Annotated in this window: 18 protein-coding genes; 14 read left to right on the plus strand and 4 right to left on the minus strand. The window is 73.3% G+C overall.

The genetic code is table 11. The annotated features are described in order from the left end of the window. Nucleotides 1-8: 8 nt before the first annotated feature. Genes I5071_RS17680 through I5071_RS17690 form a run of 3 tightly spaced genes read left to right on the plus strand, consistent with a single transcriptional unit; the run spans nt 9 to nt 3,008 of the window. The gene (locus I5071_RS17680; RefSeq protein WP_236606649.1) at nt 9-1,724 is read left to right on the plus strand and encodes an OmpA family protein; all 1,716 of its coding nucleotides are present in this window, start codon (nt 9-11) and stop codon (nt 1,722-1,724) included. Beyond that, a complete protein-coding gene (locus tag I5071_RS17685) occupies nt 1,721-2,398 on the plus strand; it encodes a hypothetical protein (RefSeq protein ID WP_236606650.1) in 678 nt (225 codons plus the stop codon). The genes I5071_RS17680 and I5071_RS17685 overlap by 4 nt, the downstream gene beginning before the upstream one ends. Before the next feature lie 58 nt (nt 2,399-2,456). Next, nucleotides 2,457-3,008 (plus strand): hypothetical protein, encoded by a 552-nt coding sequence (locus tag I5071_RS17690; RefSeq protein ID WP_236606651.1) that lies wholly within the window; start codon nt 2,457-2,459, stop codon nt 3,006-3,008. On the opposite strand, the gene I5071_RS17695 is transcribed toward I5071_RS17690, so the two are convergent. Beyond that, nucleotides 3,005-3,355 carry an ArsR/SmtB family transcription factor gene (locus I5071_RS17695; RefSeq protein WP_236606652.1) on the minus strand — a complete coding sequence of 117 codons (351 nt, stop codon included), beginning with the start codon at nt 3,353-3,355 and terminating at the stop codon, nt 3,005-3,007. The genes I5071_RS17690 and I5071_RS17695 overlap by 4 nt on opposite strands. Nucleotides 3,356-3,525: 170 nt before the next feature. Here I5071_RS17695 and I5071_RS17700 point away from each other — a divergent pair, with 170 nt between their 5' ends. Both I5071_RS17700 and I5071_RS17705 read left to right on the plus strand, forming a co-directional pair. Next, complete coding sequence (locus tag I5071_RS17700) at nt 3,526-7,182, plus strand: tetratricopeptide repeat protein (protein WP_236606653.1); 3,657 nt, start codon at nt 3,526-3,528, stop codon at nt 7,180-7,182. Nucleotides 7,183-7,184: 2 nt separating this feature from the next. Beyond that, a complete protein-coding gene (locus I5071_RS17705; RefSeq protein ID WP_236606654.1) occupies nt 7,185-8,399 on the plus strand; it encodes a DUF6986 family protein in 1,215 nt (404 codons plus the stop codon). Here the strand turns inward: I5071_RS17705 and I5071_RS17710 are convergent, their stop codons facing one another. Beyond that, complete coding sequence (locus I5071_RS17710) at nt 8,400-9,041, minus strand: CAP domain-containing protein (RefSeq protein WP_236607654.1); 642 nt, start codon at nt 9,039-9,041, stop codon at nt 8,400-8,402. It abuts the gene before it with no gap. 104 nt (nt 9,042-9,145) lie between these two features. Between I5071_RS17710 and I5071_RS17715 the strand changes: the two genes are divergently transcribed. Next, complete coding sequence (locus I5071_RS17715; RefSeq protein WP_236606655.1) at nt 9,146-10,678, plus strand: CapA family protein; 1,533 nt, start codon at nt 9,146-9,148, stop codon at nt 10,676-10,678. Here I5071_RS17715 and I5071_RS17720 read toward each other — a convergent pair. After that, nucleotides 10,675-11,403, minus strand: coding sequence for a hypothetical protein (locus I5071_RS17720; protein WP_236606656.1), 729 nt, complete (start codon nt 11,401-11,403; stop codon nt 10,675-10,677). The two genes, I5071_RS17715 and I5071_RS17720, sit on opposite strands and share 4 nt — an antisense overlap. A 160-nt stretch (nt 11,404-11,563) precedes the next feature. On the opposite strand from I5071_RS17720, the gene I5071_RS17725 reads away from it, so the two are divergent. From I5071_RS17725 to I5071_RS17755, 7 genes are read left to right on the plus strand one after another with little or no spacing between them, the layout of a single operon-like run. Then, complete coding sequence (locus I5071_RS17725) at nt 11,564-12,523, plus strand: alpha/beta fold hydrolase (RefSeq protein WP_236606657.1); 960 nt, start codon at nt 11,564-11,566, stop codon at nt 12,521-12,523. A 35-nt stretch (nt 12,524-12,558) separates the two neighbouring features. Next, nucleotides 12,559-14,238, plus strand: a complete 1,680-nt coding sequence (locus I5071_RS17730) for a fatty acyl-AMP ligase (RefSeq protein ID WP_236606658.1) — start codon at nt 12,559-12,561, stop codon at nt 14,236-14,238. Nucleotides 14,239-14,278: 40 nt separating this feature from the next. After that, nucleotides 14,279-14,527 carry an acyl carrier protein gene (locus I5071_RS17735; protein WP_053232962.1) on the plus strand — a complete coding sequence of 83 codons (249 nt, stop codon included), beginning with the start codon at nt 14,279-14,281 and terminating at the stop codon, nt 14,525-14,527. A 44-nt stretch (nt 14,528-14,571) separates the two neighbouring features. Further along, the gene (locus I5071_RS17740; RefSeq protein ID WP_053232961.1) at nt 14,572-14,814 is read left to right on the plus strand and encodes an acyl carrier protein; all 243 of its coding nucleotides are present in this window, start codon (nt 14,572-14,574) and stop codon (nt 14,812-14,814) included. Nucleotides 14,815-14,837: 23 nt separating this feature from the next. Continuing rightward, nucleotides 14,838-15,248, plus strand: coding sequence for an acyl-CoA thioesterase (locus I5071_RS17745; protein WP_236606659.1), 411 nt, complete (start codon nt 14,838-14,840; stop codon nt 15,246-15,248). Continuing rightward, entirely contained in the window at nt 15,235-15,966 is a 732-nt protein-coding gene (locus tag I5071_RS17750; protein WP_236606660.1) for a carbohydrate-binding family 9-like protein, read from the plus strand. The genes I5071_RS17745 and I5071_RS17750 overlap by 14 nt, the downstream gene beginning before the upstream one ends. A 53-nt stretch (nt 15,967-16,019) precedes the next feature. Beyond that, entirely contained in the window at nt 16,020-16,754 is a 735-nt protein-coding gene (locus I5071_RS17755) for a hypothetical protein (RefSeq protein WP_236606661.1), read from the plus strand. A 3-nt stretch (nt 16,755-16,757) separates the two neighbouring features. Here I5071_RS17755 and I5071_RS17760 read toward each other — a convergent pair whose 3' ends face one another. Beyond that, nucleotides 16,758-19,163, minus strand: coding sequence for a serine/threonine-protein kinase (locus I5071_RS17760; RefSeq protein WP_236606662.1), 2,406 nt, complete (start codon nt 19,161-19,163; stop codon nt 16,758-16,760). Between the two features lie 151 nt (nt 19,164-19,314). On the opposite strand from I5071_RS17760, the gene I5071_RS17765 reads away from it, so the two are divergent. Next, nucleotides 19,315-20,367, plus strand: coding sequence for a PP2C family protein-serine/threonine phosphatase (locus I5071_RS17765; protein ID WP_236606663.1), 1,053 nt, complete (start codon nt 19,315-19,317; stop codon nt 20,365-20,367). Nucleotides 20,368-20,394: the final 27 nt, after the last annotated feature.

A 20,394-nucleotide genomic window follows, 5' to 3' on the forward strand; every position in this document is an offset into this window, starting at 1 on the left:
TCCCGCTCGTGATCCCTTCTCTTCGCGCGGCGAGCCGGGGGCTCGGGCGCGTGCTGATCGCAGCGCTCGTCGCCGCCGCCTTCGGGGGCGCTCCAGCCGTCGCCGAGGCGCAGCCTCCACGCGGCTTCGATCTGCAGCTGTACAACCCGCCCGCCGCCGTCGGATCGACGTTCGTCATCGATCGTCCCGGCGTGCCGCGACACCTGAACGCGGTGTTCGGCATCGCGGCGAGCTACGCGGGCGAGCCCTTCGTGCGCGTCGATCCCGAAGGCTCGACGCAGCCGGTGATGTCGCATCTCTTCCAGGGCGAGCTGCTCGCGGCGATCGGTCTCTTCGAGTGGATCGAGCTCGGGCTCGCGCTGCCGGTCGCGGTCGCGGAGGTCGCGGACGACGCGCTCGCGCCGCAGCTCTCGCGCTCGCTGGTCGCAGGCCTCTCGGACATGCGCCTGTCGATGAAGATGCCGATCGTGCGCGGCGACTTCTCGCTCGCGGGAAGGCTCGTCGTCGGGCTGCCCACCGGCGACTCGGGCGCGTTCCTCGGCATGGGCTACTGGACGACGCTGCCCGAGATCGTGGCGGCGTGGGACCTCGGGGTCGTGCGGCTCGCGGGCGAGCTCGGCTATCGCTTCCGCCAGCGTCGATCGCTACCCGGCTTCGAGCAGGACGACGAGCTCCAGATCGCGCTCGGCGGCGAGGTGCCGATCGCGCCGCAGGTGTCGATCGTGGTGGACACGCAGCTGCGTGTGGGCACGGGCGGTCGCACGGTGCGCGAGAACGAGGTGCCGTGGGACGCGAACGCCGGCGCGCGCGTCGCGCTCGGCGACGGCATGACGCTCGAGGCCGCGGTGGGCTTCGGCATCCACGGCGGCTACGGCGCGCCGCTCGCGCGCGGCGTGCTGACGTTCCGCTACGCGACCGAGCGCGATCCCTGCGTCGGCGGGCCCGAGGACTTCGACGGCTTCGAGGACGGAGACTTCTGCGCCGATCTCGACAACGATCGCGACGGCCTCGAGGACGTGCTCGACGCGTGCCGCAACGATCCCGAGGACGTCGACGAGTTCGCCGACGACGACGGCTGCCCCGACACCGACAACGACGCCGACGGCGTGCTCGACGCGAACGACGCGTGCCCGATGCTCTCGGAGGACGTCGACGCGTTCCGCGACGAAGACGGCTGCCCCGAGCCCGACAACGACGAGGACGGCGTCGCCGACGGCAGCGATCAGTGCCCGATGGAGCCCGAGGACGCCGATCGTTTTCAGGACGAAGACGGCTGCCCCGAGCCCGGCCCCAACGCGATCGCGGTGACGGTCACCGACACCCGCATCCTGATCTCCGAGCGCATCTACTTCGAGTTCGACACCGACACGATCCGCTCGGTGAGCACGCCCTTGCTCGATCAGGTCGCGGAGGTCATCGGTCAGCTCTCGCCGGAGCTCCGCGTGCGCATCGAAGGGCACACCGATGATCAGGGCGTCGCGCAGTACAACACCGACCTCTCGTTCCGCCGTGCGCGCGCGGTCGTCGAGTACCTCGTGTCACGCGGCGTGCCGCGCGAGCGCCTCGAGTTCCGCGGCTACGGCTCGCAGCACCCGGTCGCGCCGAACGACTCGCCGGAAGGGCGCGCGCTGAACCGGCGCGTCGAGTTCACGATCCTGCATCCGACCGACACCGCGCCGGCCGAGGGTCGCCGGCGCAGAGGGCGCGAGGGCGGCGAGCGATGATTCGTGGTGCTCGTGCGCTGATCGCCGCGGCGGTGATCTCGAGCGCGGCGGCGTGCGGCGGAGGTGCCGCGACCGCGAGCCCGGAGGAGTCGCTCGCTGCGTTCGCGCGGGCGTTGCGCGAGGGCGATGCGTCGCGCGCGTACGCGCTGACCTCGGAGGGCTATCGACGTCGGGTCCGCGAGGAAGACTTCGCGCGCTGGATGCGCGAGAGCCCCGACGAGATCCGCGCGCTCGCGGAGGCGCTCGATCGCCCGGCGGGACCGGCGGAGCAAGAGGCGACCGTCGCGATCGAGGGCGAAGATCCGGTGCGCTTCGTGCGCGATCCGTCGGGATGGCGCGTCGCGAGCGACGTCGTCGACTACTACGGGCAGCGGACGCCGCGCCAGGCGCTGCGCTCGTTCGTGCGGGCGATCGCGCGGCGCCGATGGGACGTGGTGCTGCGGCTCGTGCCCGCGGCGGACGCCGAAGGGATGAGCGAGGACACGCTGCGCGCGCGCTGGGAGGGCGAGTCGCGCGAGGAGATCGAGCGGCTCGCAGCGGGCCTGCGCGCGGCGCTCGATGGCGGCGCGCCGATCGAGGAGCGCGGCGATCACGCGGTGATGCCGTGGGGCGAGCGCTACCGCGCCCAGCTGGTGCGCGAGGACGGCGTCTGGAAGATCGAAGACCCCGACTGACTTACGGAGGCTTCGCGCGAGCGGCACGCGCGCGAACGTCCGGTATGACGTCGCGACCATGAGCTTCTTCTCGAAGATCTTCGGCCGCCGTGATCCACTCCCGCGGATCGTCGCGCACACCGCGTTCGACGGCGCGGTTCGTGTCATCGAGGCGCCGACGGAAGACGGCTGGGACCACGCCGAGGACGCGCGCCGCGGGGACGGGTTCACCGCGATGGTGCTCCGGTACGTGCGCATCGCGCCGCCGGAGCCGCTCGCGCTGCTCGCGAAGATCTACACGCTCGAGCCCACCCGCGATCTCCCCGAAGATCCCCGGGCGACCGACTGGCGTGCCGCGTTCGGGCCCTTGTTCGCGACGATCGAGTCGGTCGAGGTGCGCGACGCGACGCAGCTCACGATGAAGCGCGCCCTGCCCGCGATCGAAGCGCTCGTGAACGGGATCGGGACCGATCACGGCACACCTCTGCGCATCCGCGAGCGGCGCTCCGTCGCAGCGCGTGAGCAGCTGATCGTCACGGCGATGGGCTCGCCGCGCGCGTTCCAGGAGCTCGGCCCCACCATCGATCGCTGGTTCGAGACGAGCGCGTTCGCGCCCCTCGCCGACGGCTAGAGCGAGCCGACGAGCGCCTTGAGCCGTCGCAGCCGATGCACGTCGGCGCGGTACGGATTGCGCGGCGCTTCGCCATCGGTCGCGTGCACCAGGCCGGCCTCGCGCAGCACGCGCAGGTGCTCGGAGACCGTCGACTGGGCGAGGCCGAGCTCGCCGACGAGCTCGGTGCAGGTGCAGCCGTCGCGCACGCGGACGCGACGCAGGATCATCACGCGCGTGGGGTGACCGAGCGCCTTGGCGAGGCGGGCCAGGTCCTCGTCCGCTTCCGGTCCCTCGACCGGGCGCAGGTCCGGCGCCGGCTCGGCGCGGACATCGTCGGAGTCGCGCGAAAACATCGCGTCCTTCATCGGCAGCGGACGATAACGCAGCCGATCTCGACCTCGCAATGAAGCGATTCACGATCTCGATCATCGCCATAAAACGATAGACGCGCATCCCTGCCCGTGCGGCCGGGGGCGGCTCCCCCGCGCGCGCGAATGAAGGGCGCGCGCTCGACCCCTTTTGGTAGGATGCCGCCGTGGCGAAGCCCCCCGGCACCAGCTCGGCGCACGAGCTCGACACGCGGCTCCTGCGGTTCCGCACCCGTCCGGGCAGCGAGGACGCGAGCCGACTCGCCGCGGATCTCCTGCAGGCCGATCGTGCGGTCGACGCGATCGACGTGACCGCGGCAGGGCTGCGGGGCGCGCCCGACGATCTCTCGCTGCTCGTGCTCGACGGACGCGCGCACTACGCGGCGGGCGATCTGCTGCGCGCGCAGGCGGCGTTGCTCAAGGCGGCGCGCATCGCGCCCGCTCAGAAGGAGCCCTTCCGCTGGCTCGGCGAGGTGCTCCTCAAGCGCGGCGATCCCCAGCGCGCGATCAAGGTGCTCGAGCGTGCACGCGCGATCGACGCCGACGATCGCGCGGTGCAGACGCTCCACGCGCGCGCCGAGCGGCTCGCGCGCATCGCCGACAGCGAGGCCGACGTCGGCGTGCCCTCGCTCGCGACCGACGACGACGACCTGCCGGAGGAGCGCACGGTGGTGCGCGCCGAGGTGTCGGCGCAGCTCGCGAACAGCACGCGCCCGCCCTCGCCCGCGCCGGTGCGACGCGAGGCCCACGCGCTGCCGGAGGAAGAGGACTCGCCGACCTCGCTGATGGATCGGCAGGACATCGTGAAGGCGCTGCAGCCCATGGCCGCGGCGACCGCGACCCGACCGCTCGAGCCACGCGGCGGCGATGCGCCCGCGCCGGCTGCCGCGCCCGGGCTCGGCGCGCCGGGCCGTCCGCTCTCGCGCCCGCACAGGGCCACGCTGCCGCTCGGCGCGGGCATCCCGCCCGCCGCGAAGCCGGCGCCGGTCGCGGCGAAGCCTGCGACGCCCGCGGCACCGGTGCCCGCCGCAGCCCGACCCGCGCCGCGCGCGCCCGCCCCGGCGTCGTCGGTGCCGCCGCCGCTCACCCCGCGCGCGCCGACGCCTCCGGCCCCGCTGCGGCCCGCGGAGCCGGCGCGCAGCGAGGAGCCGATCGCACCGCCGCGCCAGCGCCCGACGCCGATCCCCGATCCCTTCGCCGCGCGTCCCGTACCGGCTCGCCGCGCGATCGACGACGTGCCCGCCGCGCCGCCGCCGCGGCTCGCCGAGCCCGCGGTCTCGCCCGCGCCGCCTCCCGAGAGCGTGCGCCCGCCGCCGCTCGCGCGCGCGTCGGCCCGACCGCCCGAGCCGGAGCCCGAGGACGCCGAGCTGGTCGCGCCGAGCGACGAGGAAGTGCCGCCGCCCGAGCCCGACTTCGAGAGCGGCGCGGACGCCGGTCGCCCCGAGGACGTCGAGGAGATCCTCGGCATGCTCGAGTCGCAGGGCATCTTCGAGCCGCCCACCGGCGACGTGGCCGCGTGGGCACCCCGCAAGGAAGCGGGCGTCACCGGCACGCGCATCGGCCTGTGGATGGCAGCGGCATGGGTGCTCACCGCGGGCCTCGTCGCGGGCGGCTGGTTCGGCTGGCAGAAGTACGTCGAGCAGCGCCACGCGCGCGCCGCCGAGCTCGTCGCGCAGGCGCGCGAGGAAGCGCGCATTGGCGATCACCAGCGCCTCGTCGACGCGGAGCGCCACCTGCGCGAGGCGCGCGAGCTGAACCCCAACGACGCGACCAACTCGACGGTGCTGCTCTTCGTGCACGCGCAGCGCGCGCTCGAGGACGGCGCGTTCGAGGTGGGCTATCTGCGCCCGACGATCGCGCGCGCCGAGCGCATGGAGGCCGACGCGCAGTGGCTCCACGCCGCGCGCGCGGTGATGTCGGCGGGCGAAGGCGATCGTGACGCGGCGCGCACCGCGATCGGCCACGCGCTCGAGAACGGCGGCGCGGAGCAGGCGGGCCTCCTCTACGTCGCGGGCCGTCTCGAGCAGCGCCTCGGCGTGGACACCGCGCTCGAGCACCTGCAGCAGGCGGTCGGTCGCGACGCGCAGCTCACGGCCGCGGCGATCGCCCTCGCCGAGGCGCGCCACGACGAGGGTCGGCCCGAGGAAGCGGTCACGCTGATCGATCAGGTGCTCGCGCGCGACGGCGAGAACCTGCGGGCGCAGCTGTGGCGCGCGTTCCTCACCGCCGACGATCGCGATCCCGCCGAGGCGATCGCGGCGCTCGCGCCCATCGAGGCCCGCCTCGAGCACGGCGCGCCGACGGATCGTGTGCTCACCGAGCTCACGCGTGCGCGCCTGCTGCGTCGTCAGGGCGAGCACGAGCGCGCGGCCGCAGCGGTCGACGCGGCGCTGAGCGCGGGCGCGCAGGAGCCGCGCCTGCTCGCGCTGATGGCGCGCGCGGCGATGACGGCGGGGCGCCTCGTCCAGGCCGAGTACGCGGCGACGGCGGCGGTGCGCGGCAGCCCGTCGAGCGTCGATTTCCGTAAGCTTCTCGCGAACATCCATCTCGAGCGCCGCAACGGAGAGCGCGCGATCGCGACGCTCGCGCAGCTGCCGGCCGACGATCCCGACGTCGTGCTGATGACGGGGCGCGCCGCGATCTTGGTGGGCAGCGAGGAAGCGCTCGCGGGCGCGGGCGCCGCGCTCGACCAGTACGTCCAGGAGCACGAGGACGCGAACGTCGAGCTGCGCGCGCTGCGCATCCGCATCGGCGTCCAGACCGGCGACCCTGCACCGATGCTGGCGGCGGCGCGCCAGCTCGCGCGCGACAACCCGGGCGATCCGGTGGCGAGCCTCGCGCTCGGCGAAGCCGCGCTGCGCGCGCGTGATCCCGAGACCGCGACGCGCGCGCTCGAGCAAGTCGCACAGGCCTCGCCCGACGACGCCGACGGTCACTATCTCCTCGGTCGCGCGCGCCGCATGCAGGGCGACGGCGAGGGCGCCAAGCGCAGCTTCGAGCGCGCGATCGCGCTGCGCTCCGAGCACGTCGACGCGAAGATCGCGCTCGGCGGTCTGCTGCTCGACATGGGCGAGGACGAGGCGGCGGAGCGGCTCTACGGCGAGCTCTCGCGCGCCGCGGGCAGCGCGGGTGGGCTCTCGCTCGCGGCGACGGGACGGCTCGGGCGCGTGGAGGCGCTGATCGGGCTCGGTCGTCTCGACGACGCGCAGGTGCAGATGGAGGGCGTTCGCGAGGGCGATCGCGAGTCCGCGCCCGCGCGCCTGACCGGTGCGCGCCTCGCGCTCGCGCGCGGTCGCGCCGGCGATGCGATCCGCGATCTGCGCGCGCTGCTCCCCGCGGAAGGCAGCGGGCAGCAGGCATCTCCGACGGTGCTCGCGCTCTACGGCGACGCGCTGCTCGCGGCCGGCCAGGTCGAGCCCTCGGCGGCGGCGTACGAGCAAGCGCTCGCGCTCGACGCCGACTCGCCCGAGGCGCTGATCGGGCGCGCCGAGCTCTACGTGCGCGGCGAGGCCGAGCGCGATGCGGCTCCGCTCCTCGCGCGTGCCCGCACGTCGCTGACGTCGCGCATCCGTCCGCCGCGCCTGCACGCCCGGCTCTCGATGCTCGAGGGGCGCGTCGCGCTCATGAGCCGCGACATGGAGACCGCGCGCACGAAGCTGCGCGAAGCGACCGCAGTCGCCGGCGTCCCGGCCGAGGCGTTCTTCCACCTCGGCGAGGCGCTCGCCGGCGAGAACGCGCCCGACGCGCGCGCCGCGTACGAGCGCTACCTCCAGCTCGCGCCCGAGGGCAGCTTCGCGAGCCGCGCGCGACGCGCGATCCGCTGATCATGCTCGAGGACGATCCCGAGATCGCGCGCGCGCTCACCGCGCTCGCATCGAGCACGACGGCCGCGCCGCGGCGTCAGCCGGTGCACGTGGTGTACGCCGGCGCCCCGCGCTTCACCGCAGAGCTCTCGAAGAAGCTCGGCGCGATCGCGCTCCGCGCGCTCGACGAGCACGCGAGCACGCCGCTCGAGCTCGCGCGCGCGCTGGGCAACGATCCGCGCTCCGCCGCGCTGGTGCACGAGCGCGTCCGGCAGAAGCTCGAGCGCGAGCCCGTCGAGGACTTCCGCATCGACTTCGAGGACGGCTACGGGCCGCACTCCGACGAAGAAGAAGACGCGGACGCGAAGCGCGCCGCGCACGAGCTCGCGCGAGGGCTCGACGCCGGGACGCTGCCCCCGTCGATCGGGATCCGCATCCGCCCGCTCGAGGGCGAGACCGCGCGCCGCGCGCTGCGCACGCTCGAGCTCTTCGTGACCGAGGCCGGGCGACTGCCCTCGACGTTCGTCGTCACGCTCCCGAAGGTCGAGTCCGAGGACGCGCTACGCCTGCTCGCGCGCGCGCTCGATCGCCTCGAGGCCCAGCTCGGGCTCGCGCGCGGTGCGATCACGATCGAGGCGATGATGGAGACGCCGCGCGCGCTGATCGACGCGAGCGGCGCGTGCCCTCTCTCGCGATGGCCGGACGCGTGCGAAGGCCGCCTCTCGGGCGTGCACCTCGGCGCGTACGATCTCTCCGCGTCGATCGACGTGCCCGCGCCGCACCAGACGCTGCACCACCCGATCTGCGTCGACGCGCTCCTGCGCGCGCAGCTCGCGCTCGCCGGTCGCGACGTGCACGTCTCGGACGGAGCGACGACGCGCCTCCCCCTCGCGCCCAAGGGTGCGAGCCCCGAGGACGCACGTGCCGCGGTGCACGGAGGCTGGCGCGAGCACGCGGAGCACGTCCGCGAGGCGATCGCGCTCGGCGTGTGGCAGGGCTGGGATCTCCATCCCGCGCAGCTCGTCGCGCGCCTCGGCGCGCTGCACGGCTTCTTCCTGTCGTCGCTCGCCGACGCGACCGCGCGCATGGCGAACTTCCGCGCCGAGCGAGAGCGCGCGACCCGCGTCGGCGCGACGTTCGACGACGCCGCGACCGGACGCGGCCTCCGCGGGTTCTTCGCGCGAGGCCTCGCGTGCGGCGCGCTCACGCGCGAGGACCTCGCGGCCGCCGGCCTCTGATCAGTCCGCGAAGTCCTGCGTCCAGTAGGGCCCGGTCCCGCCGCACGCGACGTGTCCGATCCCGATGCGCCCGAACTGCTCGCCCATGATGTTCGCGCGATGGCCCGGGCTGTTCATCCACGCCTCGTGCACGTCCGCCGGCGTCGGCTGTCCCCGCGCGATGTTCTCGCCGATCGCGCGCCACGTGACGTCCTGCGCGTCGATGCGATCGCGGAACGTGCGCCCGTCGAGCGAGTCGTGATCGAAGTAGCCCTGATCGCACATGTCCTGCGAGTGCAGCCGCGCCGCGCGCGTCAGCCCGGGATCGCACACCAGCGGCGAGAGCCCCGCGCGCACCCGCTCGTCGTTCGTGAGCCGGAGCTGCTCCTGCTCGATCGGATCGCCGCACTCGGGAGGCGGCGGCTCCGCGCAGCGATGCCGCCCCGCGACCGTTCCGCACACGCGTCCATCGTCCGCGCAGTCCTCTTCGCGCACCGTGCCGCCCTCGCACCAGCGCGCGATCGTCCCGCTGCACGCGCCGGTGTCACCGAGCGTCTCGCACTCGTCGCCGCTCACTGGGCCCGCGTCGGCGCCGCCGCTCGCACCGTCGAGCTCGACGCGCGGCCGCTCGTGATCGGATCCATCGCAGCCTGCGATTCCCATCGCGAGCACCAGCGCACACAGAGCGACGCCCCTCGAGCACGACATCGATACCACCTCGCGGGCGCGAGGATAGAAGAAGCCCCGGCTCGGTGTACCGTCGCGTCGTGCGTGACCTCGCTCGCCACGCTGTCGTGCTCGCCGCGCTCCTGCTCGCGCTCGCGCCGGTGCGCGCGCAGGACGAGACCGGCCCGGAGCTCGCGCTCGGCGGGGACGTCATCTTCGACGGCCACATCACCTACGCGATCGAGCGCTTCTTCGGCGACGCGCCCGCCCCCGCGCTGCGCGAGCTCCTCGCCGAGATGGGCCCGGCGCTCTCGCGCGCCGATCTCGCGATCGTGAACCTCGAGACCCCGGTCGCGCCGCGCACCCACGAGCGTGGCCCCGACCACGACGCGCCCACGTTCGCCGCGCCGCCCGAGCTGCTCGACGCGCTCTCGCAGGTGGGCGTGGACGCGCTCACCGTGGCCAACAACCACGCATACGACCAAGGCGTCGCGGGGCTCGCGAGCACGCTGGCGCACACCGCGCGCGCCCAGCTCCCGACGATCGGCGCGGGGCGCGACCTCGACGACGCCTCGCGCGCGATCGTGCTCGACGCGAGCGGCCATCGCATCGCGGTCGCGGCGTTCAGCGAGGGCACGAACCGGCGCGTGCGCGACGGAGATCCCGATGCACCGCGCATCGCGATCGCGAGCGAGGCGCGCATCACCGAGTCGGTGCGCGCCGCGCGTCGCGATGCCGAGCTCGTCGTGGTGAGCCTGCACTGGACGAGCCCGCTCGACGATCGACCGACCCGCACCATGCAGCGCCTGGTGCGCGCCGCGGCCGACGCGGGCGCCGATCTCGTATACGCGCACGGCCCGCACCAGCCTGCGCCCGCGGGACGCGTCGTCGCGAGCGATGGGCGCGAGGTGCCCGTGCTCTGGTCGCTCGGCAACCTCGTCGCGGTGATGGACGTCGACGACGATCGCGTGCACGCGCCCGAGCCCTCGGTGCGCGACGCCGTGATCGCGCGCGTCCGCACGCGCCGCGGTGCGCACGGACGCCTCGAGATCGCATCGATCACGAGCGACGCGTACTGGATCGCGACGCCGCAGCGCGCGTGGTGGAACGAGCCCACGAGCGCGATGGTCCGCCCGCTCTCGCTGCGCGCCGAGCTCGCCCGGATCGAGCGCGCATCGTGCGGCGCGCGTTGTGATCGCTACGCAGCGTCCTACCGCGCGCGAGAGCGCATGCTCGCGTCGCTGCTCGGCGCGCCCGTCGAGCTCGCGGCCACTGCGCCGCCGCCGCCTCTGCGCACCGAGCCGCGAAGCGCTCCGCGCACCACCGACGAGATCCCGCCCGAGCTCGCGCGCGGCGTGGCGCTGCGCATCGAGTTCCCACACGACGGTGCCGTCGAGTCGAGCGTCGACCGCGCGCAGATCCGCGCCATCGCCGACCTCCTCCGCGCCGACCGGAGCCTGCGCGTCGAGATCGTCGCGCGCCCCGCGTCCACCGAGCGCGAATCGCTCGCCCTCTCGCGCGCCCACCGCGCCCGCGGTCTGATCGCGATCCTCGGCCCCTCGAGGGCTCGCTTCACCCTGCGCGCCGCGCCCGCCGGCGCGACCGCGACGATCACCCTACGCGTCTCGCGTTAGCGGAGCGGCACCGGCGCCGAGAACGGCGAGACCTGCCCGTACGCATCGACGAACGCGATGCGCCCGCTCGCGCCCTCGCCCTCCGGCGGCGCGATCGTCCCCTCGGGCGCGCTCGCACAGCGCGCCGGCTCGCTCCACACGACCACCTCGCGCTGGCCCTCGATCGCCGGCTGCCACGCCGCGGGCGCGCCGTCCTCGCCCCAGCCCACCACGATCGCGACGATCCCCGCGGGCACCGGGAACTCCAGCGTCGCCCGCACCTCGGTGCGCGGCGTCCGGCGCGACGACATGCCGGTCGCCGCGACCCTCCGCAGCTCGGTCACCGAGGGCCGCGTCGGCACCCCCGGCAGCGGCGTGCGTCCCACCGCGATCGAGCTGGTCGGCCCGAGCGCCGGCGCGTTGAACGTGCCCGGCGTCAGCCGCGTCGCTGCCGCGAACCGCACGAGCCCCGGCGCGAGCTCGCGCGCCACGAGATCCTGGGTCCGCCGCCCCCGCACCAGCTGGACGCCGCTCGGCATCGCGACGTCCTGGCCGCCGCTCGAGCCCACCATCGCGACGACGATCCCCCCGCCGTCGCGCGGAAGGCTCGCGGTCACCGGCGTCAGCACACGCGGCGCGAGGCCCTGCGGCGCGCATCTCGCGTCCGCTCTCGTCGAGAATCCCGCGGCGACCGTCCACACCAAGCTGGCGAGGACGACGAACGACGACACGGCTCGGAGGCGCATGGGCACGACCTTCGGCGATCGAGCGGCCCACATCAACCCCGTCGTGCCCCGCGAAGCGCTCGACGCAGTGCGTAGCAAGCCACGCGCTCCGACCCGGTTCTCAGCCTCGAAACGTCATGAATTCCGCTCGGCACGCGACGTGTATCATGATCGTCCCGTCGTGCCGCACACGTTCATGCAGCTCTCGGATCGCTTCCTCGTCGGACAGCTCCAGCTCCGTGGCTTCACGAGCCGCAGAGTCCGTACGAGCGCCGGCCACGTGCACGTCCTGGAGGCGGCCGGCCGCGGCTCGCTGCCGCCGCTCCTCGTGCTCCACGGATTCTCGGCCGCCGGGCACCTCTACGAGGGCGTGCTGCTGCGCATGCGCCCCCACGCCAAGCGCCTCGTCGCGCCCGACATGCTCGGCCACGGCCTCAGCGACATGCCGGCCGCCGGCCTCGACGAGAGCGCGTGCCGCCGCGCGATGCTCGAGACCATCGACCGCGTCGTCGACGAGCCGTGCATCGTGTTCGGCAACTCGCTGGGCGGCGCCGCGGCCCTCACGCTCGCGCTCGAGCGCCCCGAGAAGGTGCGCGGCCTCTTCCTCGTCGCCCCCGGCGGCGCGCCGATGGACGCGGCCGAGCTCGACGCGTTCGTCGATCGCTTCCGCCTCCGCACCCACGACGAGGCGCTCGACTTCGTCGACCGCCTCTTCGCCAAGCCGCACCCGATGCGCCAGGTGCTCGCGTGGGGCACCCGCAAGCAGTTCGAGCGCCCCGGCCTGCGCGACCTCCTCGAGCGCGTGAAGCCCGAGGACCTGCTCTGCGCGCGCGAGCTCGGTCGCCTCCGCATGCCGATCCAGGTCGTCTGGGGCGCGGCCGACCGCATCCTGCACCCGACGCACCTCGACTTCTTCCGCCGGCACCTGCCGCCCCACGCGAAGCTGCAGGTCGTCGAGCACTACGGGCACACGCCCCACATGGATCACCCCGAGGAGCTGCATCGCCGGCTGCTCGCGTTCGCCCGGCTGGTGCACGCGCGCACCCCGCAGCGCGAGGTCGTGACGAGCCCGGGCATCGGCCTCTCGGCTTCGGCCGAACGGCCGGAATTGCCGGGCATTTCGGCCTCCATCGCTCCTTGACAGCCTCTTCACCGCCCCATAGAAAGCGCGCGCCCATGACGGCCTACCCCTCGACGCTCGTCGAAGCGCTCGACCGCCTGCCGGGCGGCGAGGCGCGCGGCTTCCGGTTCTACGGAGCCGATCGCCAGGAGCGTTACTTCCCCTACGAGGCCATGCGTGCCGAGGCGCACCGCCGGGCCGCGTTCCTCGCCGCGCTGGGCATGCGGAAAGGCGACTGCGTCGCGCTCGTGCTCCCCGAGAACCACGAGTTCGTGCTGAGCTTCCTCGGCGCGAGCGTCGGCGGGTTCGTCCCGGTGCCGATCTTCCCGCGCGCGTCGTTCAAGGGCGCCGACCAGTACGTCGATACCCTCGAGCACATCGTGAAGGCCTCGCACGCGAAGGCCGTCATCTGCATGCAGCAGAACCGCGACATCGTGGATCAGCTGCGCGGTCGCGAGGGCCTCGAGGCGCTGCCGATCCTCGACACCGAGACCGGGTTCACCGGGCAGGCGCCGCCCTTCGCGCCGCCGGTCGTCACGCCGGACGATCTCTGCTTCCTCCAGTTCACGAGTGGATCCACCAACCGCCCGAAGGGCGTGATGGTGAAGCACCACAACCTCGTCGCGAACACGACGTCGTTCCTCGGCCCGCACGGCCTGGCGCGCACGCCCGACGACGTCGGGGTCTCGTGGCTCCCGCTCTTCCACGACATGGGCCTGATCGGCTTCGTGCTCGGCACGCTGATCGTCGATCTGCCCGTCGTGCTGCTGCCCACGCCGACCTTCGCGCGCATGCCGCGCATGTGGCTCGAGCTCATCACGAAGCACCGCGGCACGATCACCTACGCGCCGAACTTCGCGTACCAGCTCGTCACCAAGCGCTGCAACGAGAAGGACCTCGCCGCGCTCGACCTCTCGAGCCTGCGGGTCGCGGGCTGCGGCGCCGAGCCGATCCGCGCCCGCACGCTGATCGAGTTCGCGGAGAAGTTCCGCCCCGCGGGCTTCAAGAGCAACGCGCTCCTGCCGAGCTACGGCATGGCGGAGAGCTGCCTCGCGATCACGTTCCACCAGCGCAGCACCGAGATGATCGTCGATCGCGTCGACGGCGCGGCGATGAAGAGCGGTCGCGCGACGCCGAGCACCGCGGCGGACGCCCTCGAGCTCGTCTCGTGCGGCGTGCCCTTCCCCGGCCACGAGCTCGCGATCGTCGACGAGAGCGGCCAGCCAGTCGGCGAGCGCGTCGTCGGTCAGATCCTCAGCAAGGGCCCGAGCGTCACCGAGGGCTACTTCGAGAACCCCGAGGCGAGCGCCGAGTCGTTCAAGAACGGCTGGCTCTGGACGGGCGACCTCGGCTACGTCGCGGATGGCAACGTGTACATCTGCGGCCGCGTGAAGGATCTCATCATCCTGAACGGCGCGAACCACTACCCGCAGGATCTCGAGTGGGCCGTCGGTGAGATCGAGGGTGTGCGCCGCGGGAACGTCGTCGCGTTCAGCGTGATGAAGGACGGCGTCGAGCAGCTCGTGATCGCGGCCGAGGGCAACAGCGGCGACGCCGCGCGCCTGCGCACCGAGATCGCCGAGGCGATCCAGAAGAGCTTCGGCCTGACGCCCGCGCACGTCGCGATCTGCGCGGTGGGCGCGCTGCCCAAGACCTCGAGCGGCAAGGCCCAGCGCCGTAAGACCCGCGCGATGTGGGAGAGCGGCGAGCTCGAAGAGCATCCGGTGTCGGCCTGAGCGGCCGAGCGCCTCCGGCCAGATCGAAAGAAGAAGACCGATGAACCGTTCCGAGCTGATCAAGACGTTCCAGCGGATGGCGAGCGAGATCGCCGAGAAGGACTTCAGCCACGTCACCGAGGACGCGAAGATCGCGGCGCTCGGCATCGACTCGCTCGGCATGCTCGAGCTCGTGGGTCAGATGGAGCGCGAGCTCGGCGTGCAGATCCCGGACGAGCAGCTCGTCGGCATCCAGACCGTCCGTCAGCTCCTCGATCTCGTCGAGAAGCGCGCGGTCGCGGCGCGTTGAGCCCAGACCCGTAGCGCCCCAAGCGGCGAGAAAGTGCAGTCGCGATGTCGGACAGCGACCTGAGGGAGAAGCTCCGCGAGATCATCGCCGAGGTGAGCGAGGTCGACGAGATCCCCGACGAGACTCCCTTCAAGGAGCTCGGGATCGACTCGATGATGGCGATCGAGATCGTCGCGGAGGTCGAGCGCACCTTCAAGCTCTCGATCCCCGAGGACGAGCTCAAGAAGATGACGCACTTCACGGCGGTCTACGACCTCGTGAAGAGCAAGCTCGCCGCCGCCGCTTGAGCCGAGCTCGGTTCGCGCCCCACGTGCCGGACGATCGCACCGCGGTCGTCCGGCATCGTGCTCGTGTGGGCTACGTCGACACCGACAAGGCCGGTGTCGTGCACCACACGGTCTATCTCGTGTGGATGGAGGCCGGGCGCATCGAGTACCTGCGCGCGCGCGGCGTCGACTACCGACGCTTCGAGGTCGAGCGCGGGCTCGCGATGCCGGTCGTGGAAGCGAGCCTCGCGTATCGCTCGCCGGCGCGCTTCGACGACGAGGTCGTGATCGAGACGTGGGTCTCGTCGATCACGCGCGCACGCATCGTGTTCGAGGCGCGCGTGCTGCGTGATGGCGAAGTGCTCTGCGAAGGCGCGATCACGACGGCGGTCGTGCACCTCGCGGAGGCGCGCCCGGTGAGCGTGCCGGAGGAGCTGCGTCGTGCGTGCTCGTGAGCTCTTGATCTCCGTGGCGCTGCTCTCGGGCTGCACCTGCGCGACGCCTCCGCCGCGCACCGAGATCCCCACGCTGCGCGTCCCGCGGGCGAGCGCACCGCCGACTCTCGATGGTCGCCTCGACGACGCGATCTGGCGCGATGCCGCGCGGACCGAGCGCTTCGTCGACACGATGGACGGCTCGCACGCGCAGCCCGAGGTCACCGCGCGGATGGCGTGGGACGACGACGCCCTCTACGTCGCGTTCGAGGTCGCCGACGAGCTCCTGCGCTGCGATCTCGAAGGCCACGACGCGCACCTGTGGGAGCAGGACGCGGTCGAGCTGATGATCGATCCCGACGGCGACGGGCGCAGCTACGCCGAGCTGCAGGTCTCGCCGACGAACCTGGTGTTCGACACGTGGTTCGACGCGCGCCGCGTGCCCCAGCCCTTCGGTCGCGTCGCGTGGTCGAGCGAGCTGCGCTCCGCGGTGTCCACCGAGGGCACGCCCAACGACGACGCGGCGGACGAGGGCTGGACCGCCGAGATCGCGATCCCGTGGAGCGCGTTCGAGCGCCTCGGCACGCCGGCGTCGCGCCCCTCGCGCGGCGACACCTGGCGCATCGCGCTCTACGTGCTCGACGTGCGCGCGCAGGGACAGCTCGGCGTCGGATGGTCGCCGCCGCTGATCGGCGACTTCCACGTACCCGAACGCTTCGGACGCGTGACGTTCGAATAAGCGACCCGCGATCGTGCGACGGGTGACCGTGCGCTCGTGATAGTGTCGTCCGCATGCAATTCGGCGTGCGGTTCGGCATGTGCGCGAGCCTCGCGCTCGGCCTCGGTTGCGGGCCCGGGAGCGCGTCGACGGCGGCGGAGCCGACGAGCGGCGGAGAGCTCGCGGCGGTCGAACAGCCCCCATCCACGAGCGAGTGGCTGAACGACGTGCCGCCGGGCGGGACGCTCAGCTACGACGTCGCGGTCGGGGACGGCGCACCGCGGCGCGTGCAGATGCGGGTGCAGGAGATCGTGCGGCGCGGCGCCGGCATCGCGGTGCTGCTCGCGCCGGTGGGCACGCCGCTCGACGAAGAGCCGGTGTACGCGCGCTGGATCGTGGCCGACCAGGGCGAGCTCGTGGGCCTCGACGAGCACGCGGCGCTGACCACCGAGCCGGGCTACGCGCCCATCGACGACGCCGGGCGCATCCTCACCGAGGCCGCCGAGACGGTGGCGTGGCGGCTCCCGCGCGACTGGCTGACGCCGGGCGTCGGTGTCGCGGGCGAAGAGGTGTCGGCGGGCTGGCGGCTCGCGGAGCGGGTCGGCGACCTGAGCACGCCGATCGCGGGGCGGGGCTGCGCGCGGCTCGAGCGCGACGACGCAGGCGAGCGCGCGACGCTCACGGTCTGCGCGAACCTCGGGCTCGTCGAGTCGACGCTCACCACCGCGAGCGGCACCGCCGGCGCGCGCTGGACGCTCGTCGCGATCGACGGACCGCCCGAGGCGGGCGTCGAGATCGCCGCGGAGTGATCCTCAGGGCGCGTCGTCGGAGCCCGTGGTCGCGGGCTCGGGGGCGCGGACGTCGACCGGGGTCGTGTCCTGCCGGCGCGACGGGCCATCGGCCGGATCGAGGATCTCGCGCAGCTGCGCGACACGACGCCGCAGCGTGACGAGCTCCTCCATCGCGCGCTCGCGCGTGGCCTCCGACTCGCGCAGCTGGCTCTCGAGCGACTCCGCGCGCGCCGTCACCTCGCGGCGCGCTGCGCGCGAGATCTCGAGCTGATCCTCGAGCTGCTCGACGCGCCCGCGCGTCTGCTCGAGCTCGCCCTCGAGCTCCGCGGTCACGCGCTCGGAGTCGATGCGCAGCTCGTCGATGTGCCGCGTCAGATCGCGGACGCGCGTGAGCTCGGTGTCGAGCTGCCTTCGCTGCGTGAGCAGCGTCTCCTGCGTCGTCGCGAGCGCCTCGCGCGTCTCGTCGAGCGACGCGCTCAGCGACTCGCGATCGCCGATCAGCTGACCGATCTGATCGCCGAGGATGCGGATCTGGCCTTCCGCGGTCGCGAGCTGATCCGCGAGCTGCTGGCGCGTGAGGCGGTTCTGCTCGTAGCGCTCCAGCAGCGCGGCGTGATCGGCGTCGAGCGCCTCGAGGCGCGCGGCTTCGACCATGAGGTCGGCGCGCGCAGCCTGGGCCTCGGTGCGCGCGCGGCTGATCTCGAGCTCCTGCAGCTCGGTCTCGCGGACGAAGACGTAGACGAGCGCGCCGAACGCCGCGCCGAGGCCCACCAGCAGCGGCACGAGCCACTGCAGCACCGCGCGACGTCGCGCCCGCCGCTCCTCGGGCCGCGTGAGCACTGCGAGCTCGCGCGCGAGCTCTTCCGCGCTCGGCCGCTGATCGGGATCCATCGCGAGCCAGCGCTCGAACGAGGGCGCGAGCCAGCGCAGCTCCTTCGCGCGCGGCAGCGGCGGGCGCTCGCGCGCGCGCCGCTCGATGAACGCCTCGATCGCGCCCGCGGGCACGTCCTCTTCCGTGTCCGGCTCGAGCGCGTTGCGAAGCGTGAGCGCGAGCGCGAACACGTCTGCCTTCGGGCCGATCGGTCGCTCGTCGTCGACGTTCGCGTAGTGCGACGCGACCTCGGGCGCGAAGTACACCGGCGTGCCGCCGATCAGCGCCTCGTGCTCCTTCGCGGCGACGCCGAGATCGAGCAGCACCGGGATGCTCTCCTCGTGCTCGCCGTCGGGGCCGAAGCCCTTGATGCGCGCGAGGAAGACGTTGTCCGGCTTGATGTCCTGATGACGGATGCCGTTCGCGTGCAGCGCCGCGAGCGCGCGCGCGAGGGGCTCGAAGATGCGGCGCGCCTCGGCGCGCGCGAGCGGACCGCGCTGCATGCGCTGATCGAGCGTCTCGCCCTCGTACCACGGCATGACGAACCACAGCCGATCCTCGTGCCAGCCGTGATCCTTGAACTGCACGACCGACGGGTGGAACACCGCGGCGATCAGCTTGAGCTCGCGCAGCGCGGCCTCGCGCGCCGCGGTCGAGAGCGAGGGCTCGCGCAGCATCTTGAGCGCGACGCGGTGCCCCGGGACGTCGGCATCGTCCGCCATGTACACGTCGCCGAACGCGCCGATGCCGACGCGCTTCACGACGCGATACCGCGCGCCGATCAGCGTCCCCGGCGGCAGCGCCGCGAGCGACTCGCCGTCGACGGTGCGCGTCGCGCTGCCCTGCGCGCCCTTCGCGAGCGCGAACGCATCGACCAGCGGGCCACCGCGCGTCGCGTGCGGATCGGGCGCGTGCGCGCCGAGGAGATCGAACGCCCGCGACGTCGCGCGCGAGAGGCGCAGCTCGACGTCCACGAGCGGCTGCTCGACGACGCACGCGATCTCGGCGGGCGAGAGCTCGCGCGCGAAGCGCAGCTCGACGAGCTCGGCGTCGTCGCCCGAGAGCGAACGGCGCACCCGCTGGAGCGCGTCGGCGTAGCCGCGCGTCGCCTCGGGCGGGTCACGGAACGCGAGCGCCTCGCGCCCCGAGGCCGGGCGCTGCGCCGCGAGGTCGAGCGCGATGCGCCGCGCGAGGCGGTACACGTGCGCCTTCGGCCCCGGCTCGCGCACGAGCTCCGACGCGGGCATCGCCGACACGAGACGCCTCAGCTCGCGGAACGCATCGCCGGCGCGCTGGGGGTCGCCCAGCCTCAGCGCGAGGTACTGGCGCAGGCCGAGCGCCCACGGTCCGAGCAGCCGTCGACGGAGCGCGTCGGGCGACGTCGCAAGGACGCCCGAGAGCTCGACCGACGCGAGGCTCGCGACCGACGACATCCGCGCCCCACCCTCTTCCCGGCGCGCCTCCGCGTCCTCGCCGCGCCGTCGCACGACCAGCGGCACGACCGTCTCGTCGGGCCCGGGCCGGAGCGGCGATCGCGCCGTGGGGCGGGAGAGCACCCGCAGGAGAGTTACGCGCTCACGAAAAACACGCAAGAAACCGGTCAGGGTGCGGGGGCTTCTCCTCCACGAGATGGGAGGCTTACCGCAACGGGACCGAATTGGGCTCCCACCGCACCATGAGACCTTGTTAGGATGCGAATCGCCCCGGATGACGACTTGGATCATCGCAGGCGTCGCCGGCCTCGTGCTGGTGGCCTTTCTCTTCCTCCTGCTCGGCAGGCGTCGCGACGGCGGCTCGCGAGAGCCGGCTGCGGTCGGCGTCGGCGCGGCCGGGCTCGCGGCGGGCCCGCTCGAGCGCCGTCGTGATGCGACGGGCGAAGAGGCCGGGACCAAGCTCGCGTCCAACCCGCCTCCGCCGGCCGGCGCGGCCCACCCGAACACCAGCTCGAACGTCGGCAGCATGGAGATCGAGATCTCCGAGACCGGGCTGCCGGGCGAGATCGAGGAAGACGAGCCCACCGGCCCGCAGCCGCGCATCCTCGTGACCGCGGTCGGCCAGACCGACGCGGGCCGTCGCCGCAAGCACAACGAGGACGCGTACCTCGTGCTCCAGGCGCACTCGCTCTTCGCGATCGCCGACGGCATGGGTGGCTACGCGGCGGGCGAGGTCGCGAGCCAGATGGCGATCGACGTGATCACCGCGTCGTTCGAGACCGGGCACTTCGGTGGCTCGCCGATCGCCGGGCTGCCGCGCCGTGGCGACGAGCTGGTGCGCGCGATCCAGACCGCGAACGCCGCGATCCTCAAGCAGGCGCGCGCGAACGAGGCGCAGGCGGGCATGGGCACGACGCTGGTGTCGGCGCGCTTCTCGCCGAACCGCAAGCGCGTGTACATCGCGCACGTCGGCGACAGCCGTCTCTATCGTCTCCGTGGTGGCGAGCTCACGCAGCTCACGACCGATCACACGCTCGGCGCGATGGGCATCCAGGGCCCGAGCGCGAACAAGCTGAGCCGCGCGGTCGGCGTGTTCGACGAGGTCGAGGTCGATCTCAACGTCGACGAGCCGCACAACGGCGACTACTACCTGCTCTGCTCCGACGGGCTCTCGAAGATGGTGCCCGAGGACGAGATCGCGAAGATCATCCGCGCCTCGAGCGACGATCTCGACGCGGCGGTGCGGAAGCTGATCGGCGACGCGAACGAGCGCGGCGGCAAGGACAACGTCAGCGTCATCCTGATCCGCGTCGACGAGCCGCGCTGAGTCTCCCCGGGGGGGCTGCGCGCCCCC

The sequence above is a fragment of the Sandaracinus amylolyticus genome (assembly GCF_021631985.1).
Lineage (GTDB): Bacteria > Myxococcota_A > Polyangia > Polyangiales > Sandaracinaceae > Sandaracinus > Sandaracinus amylolyticus_A.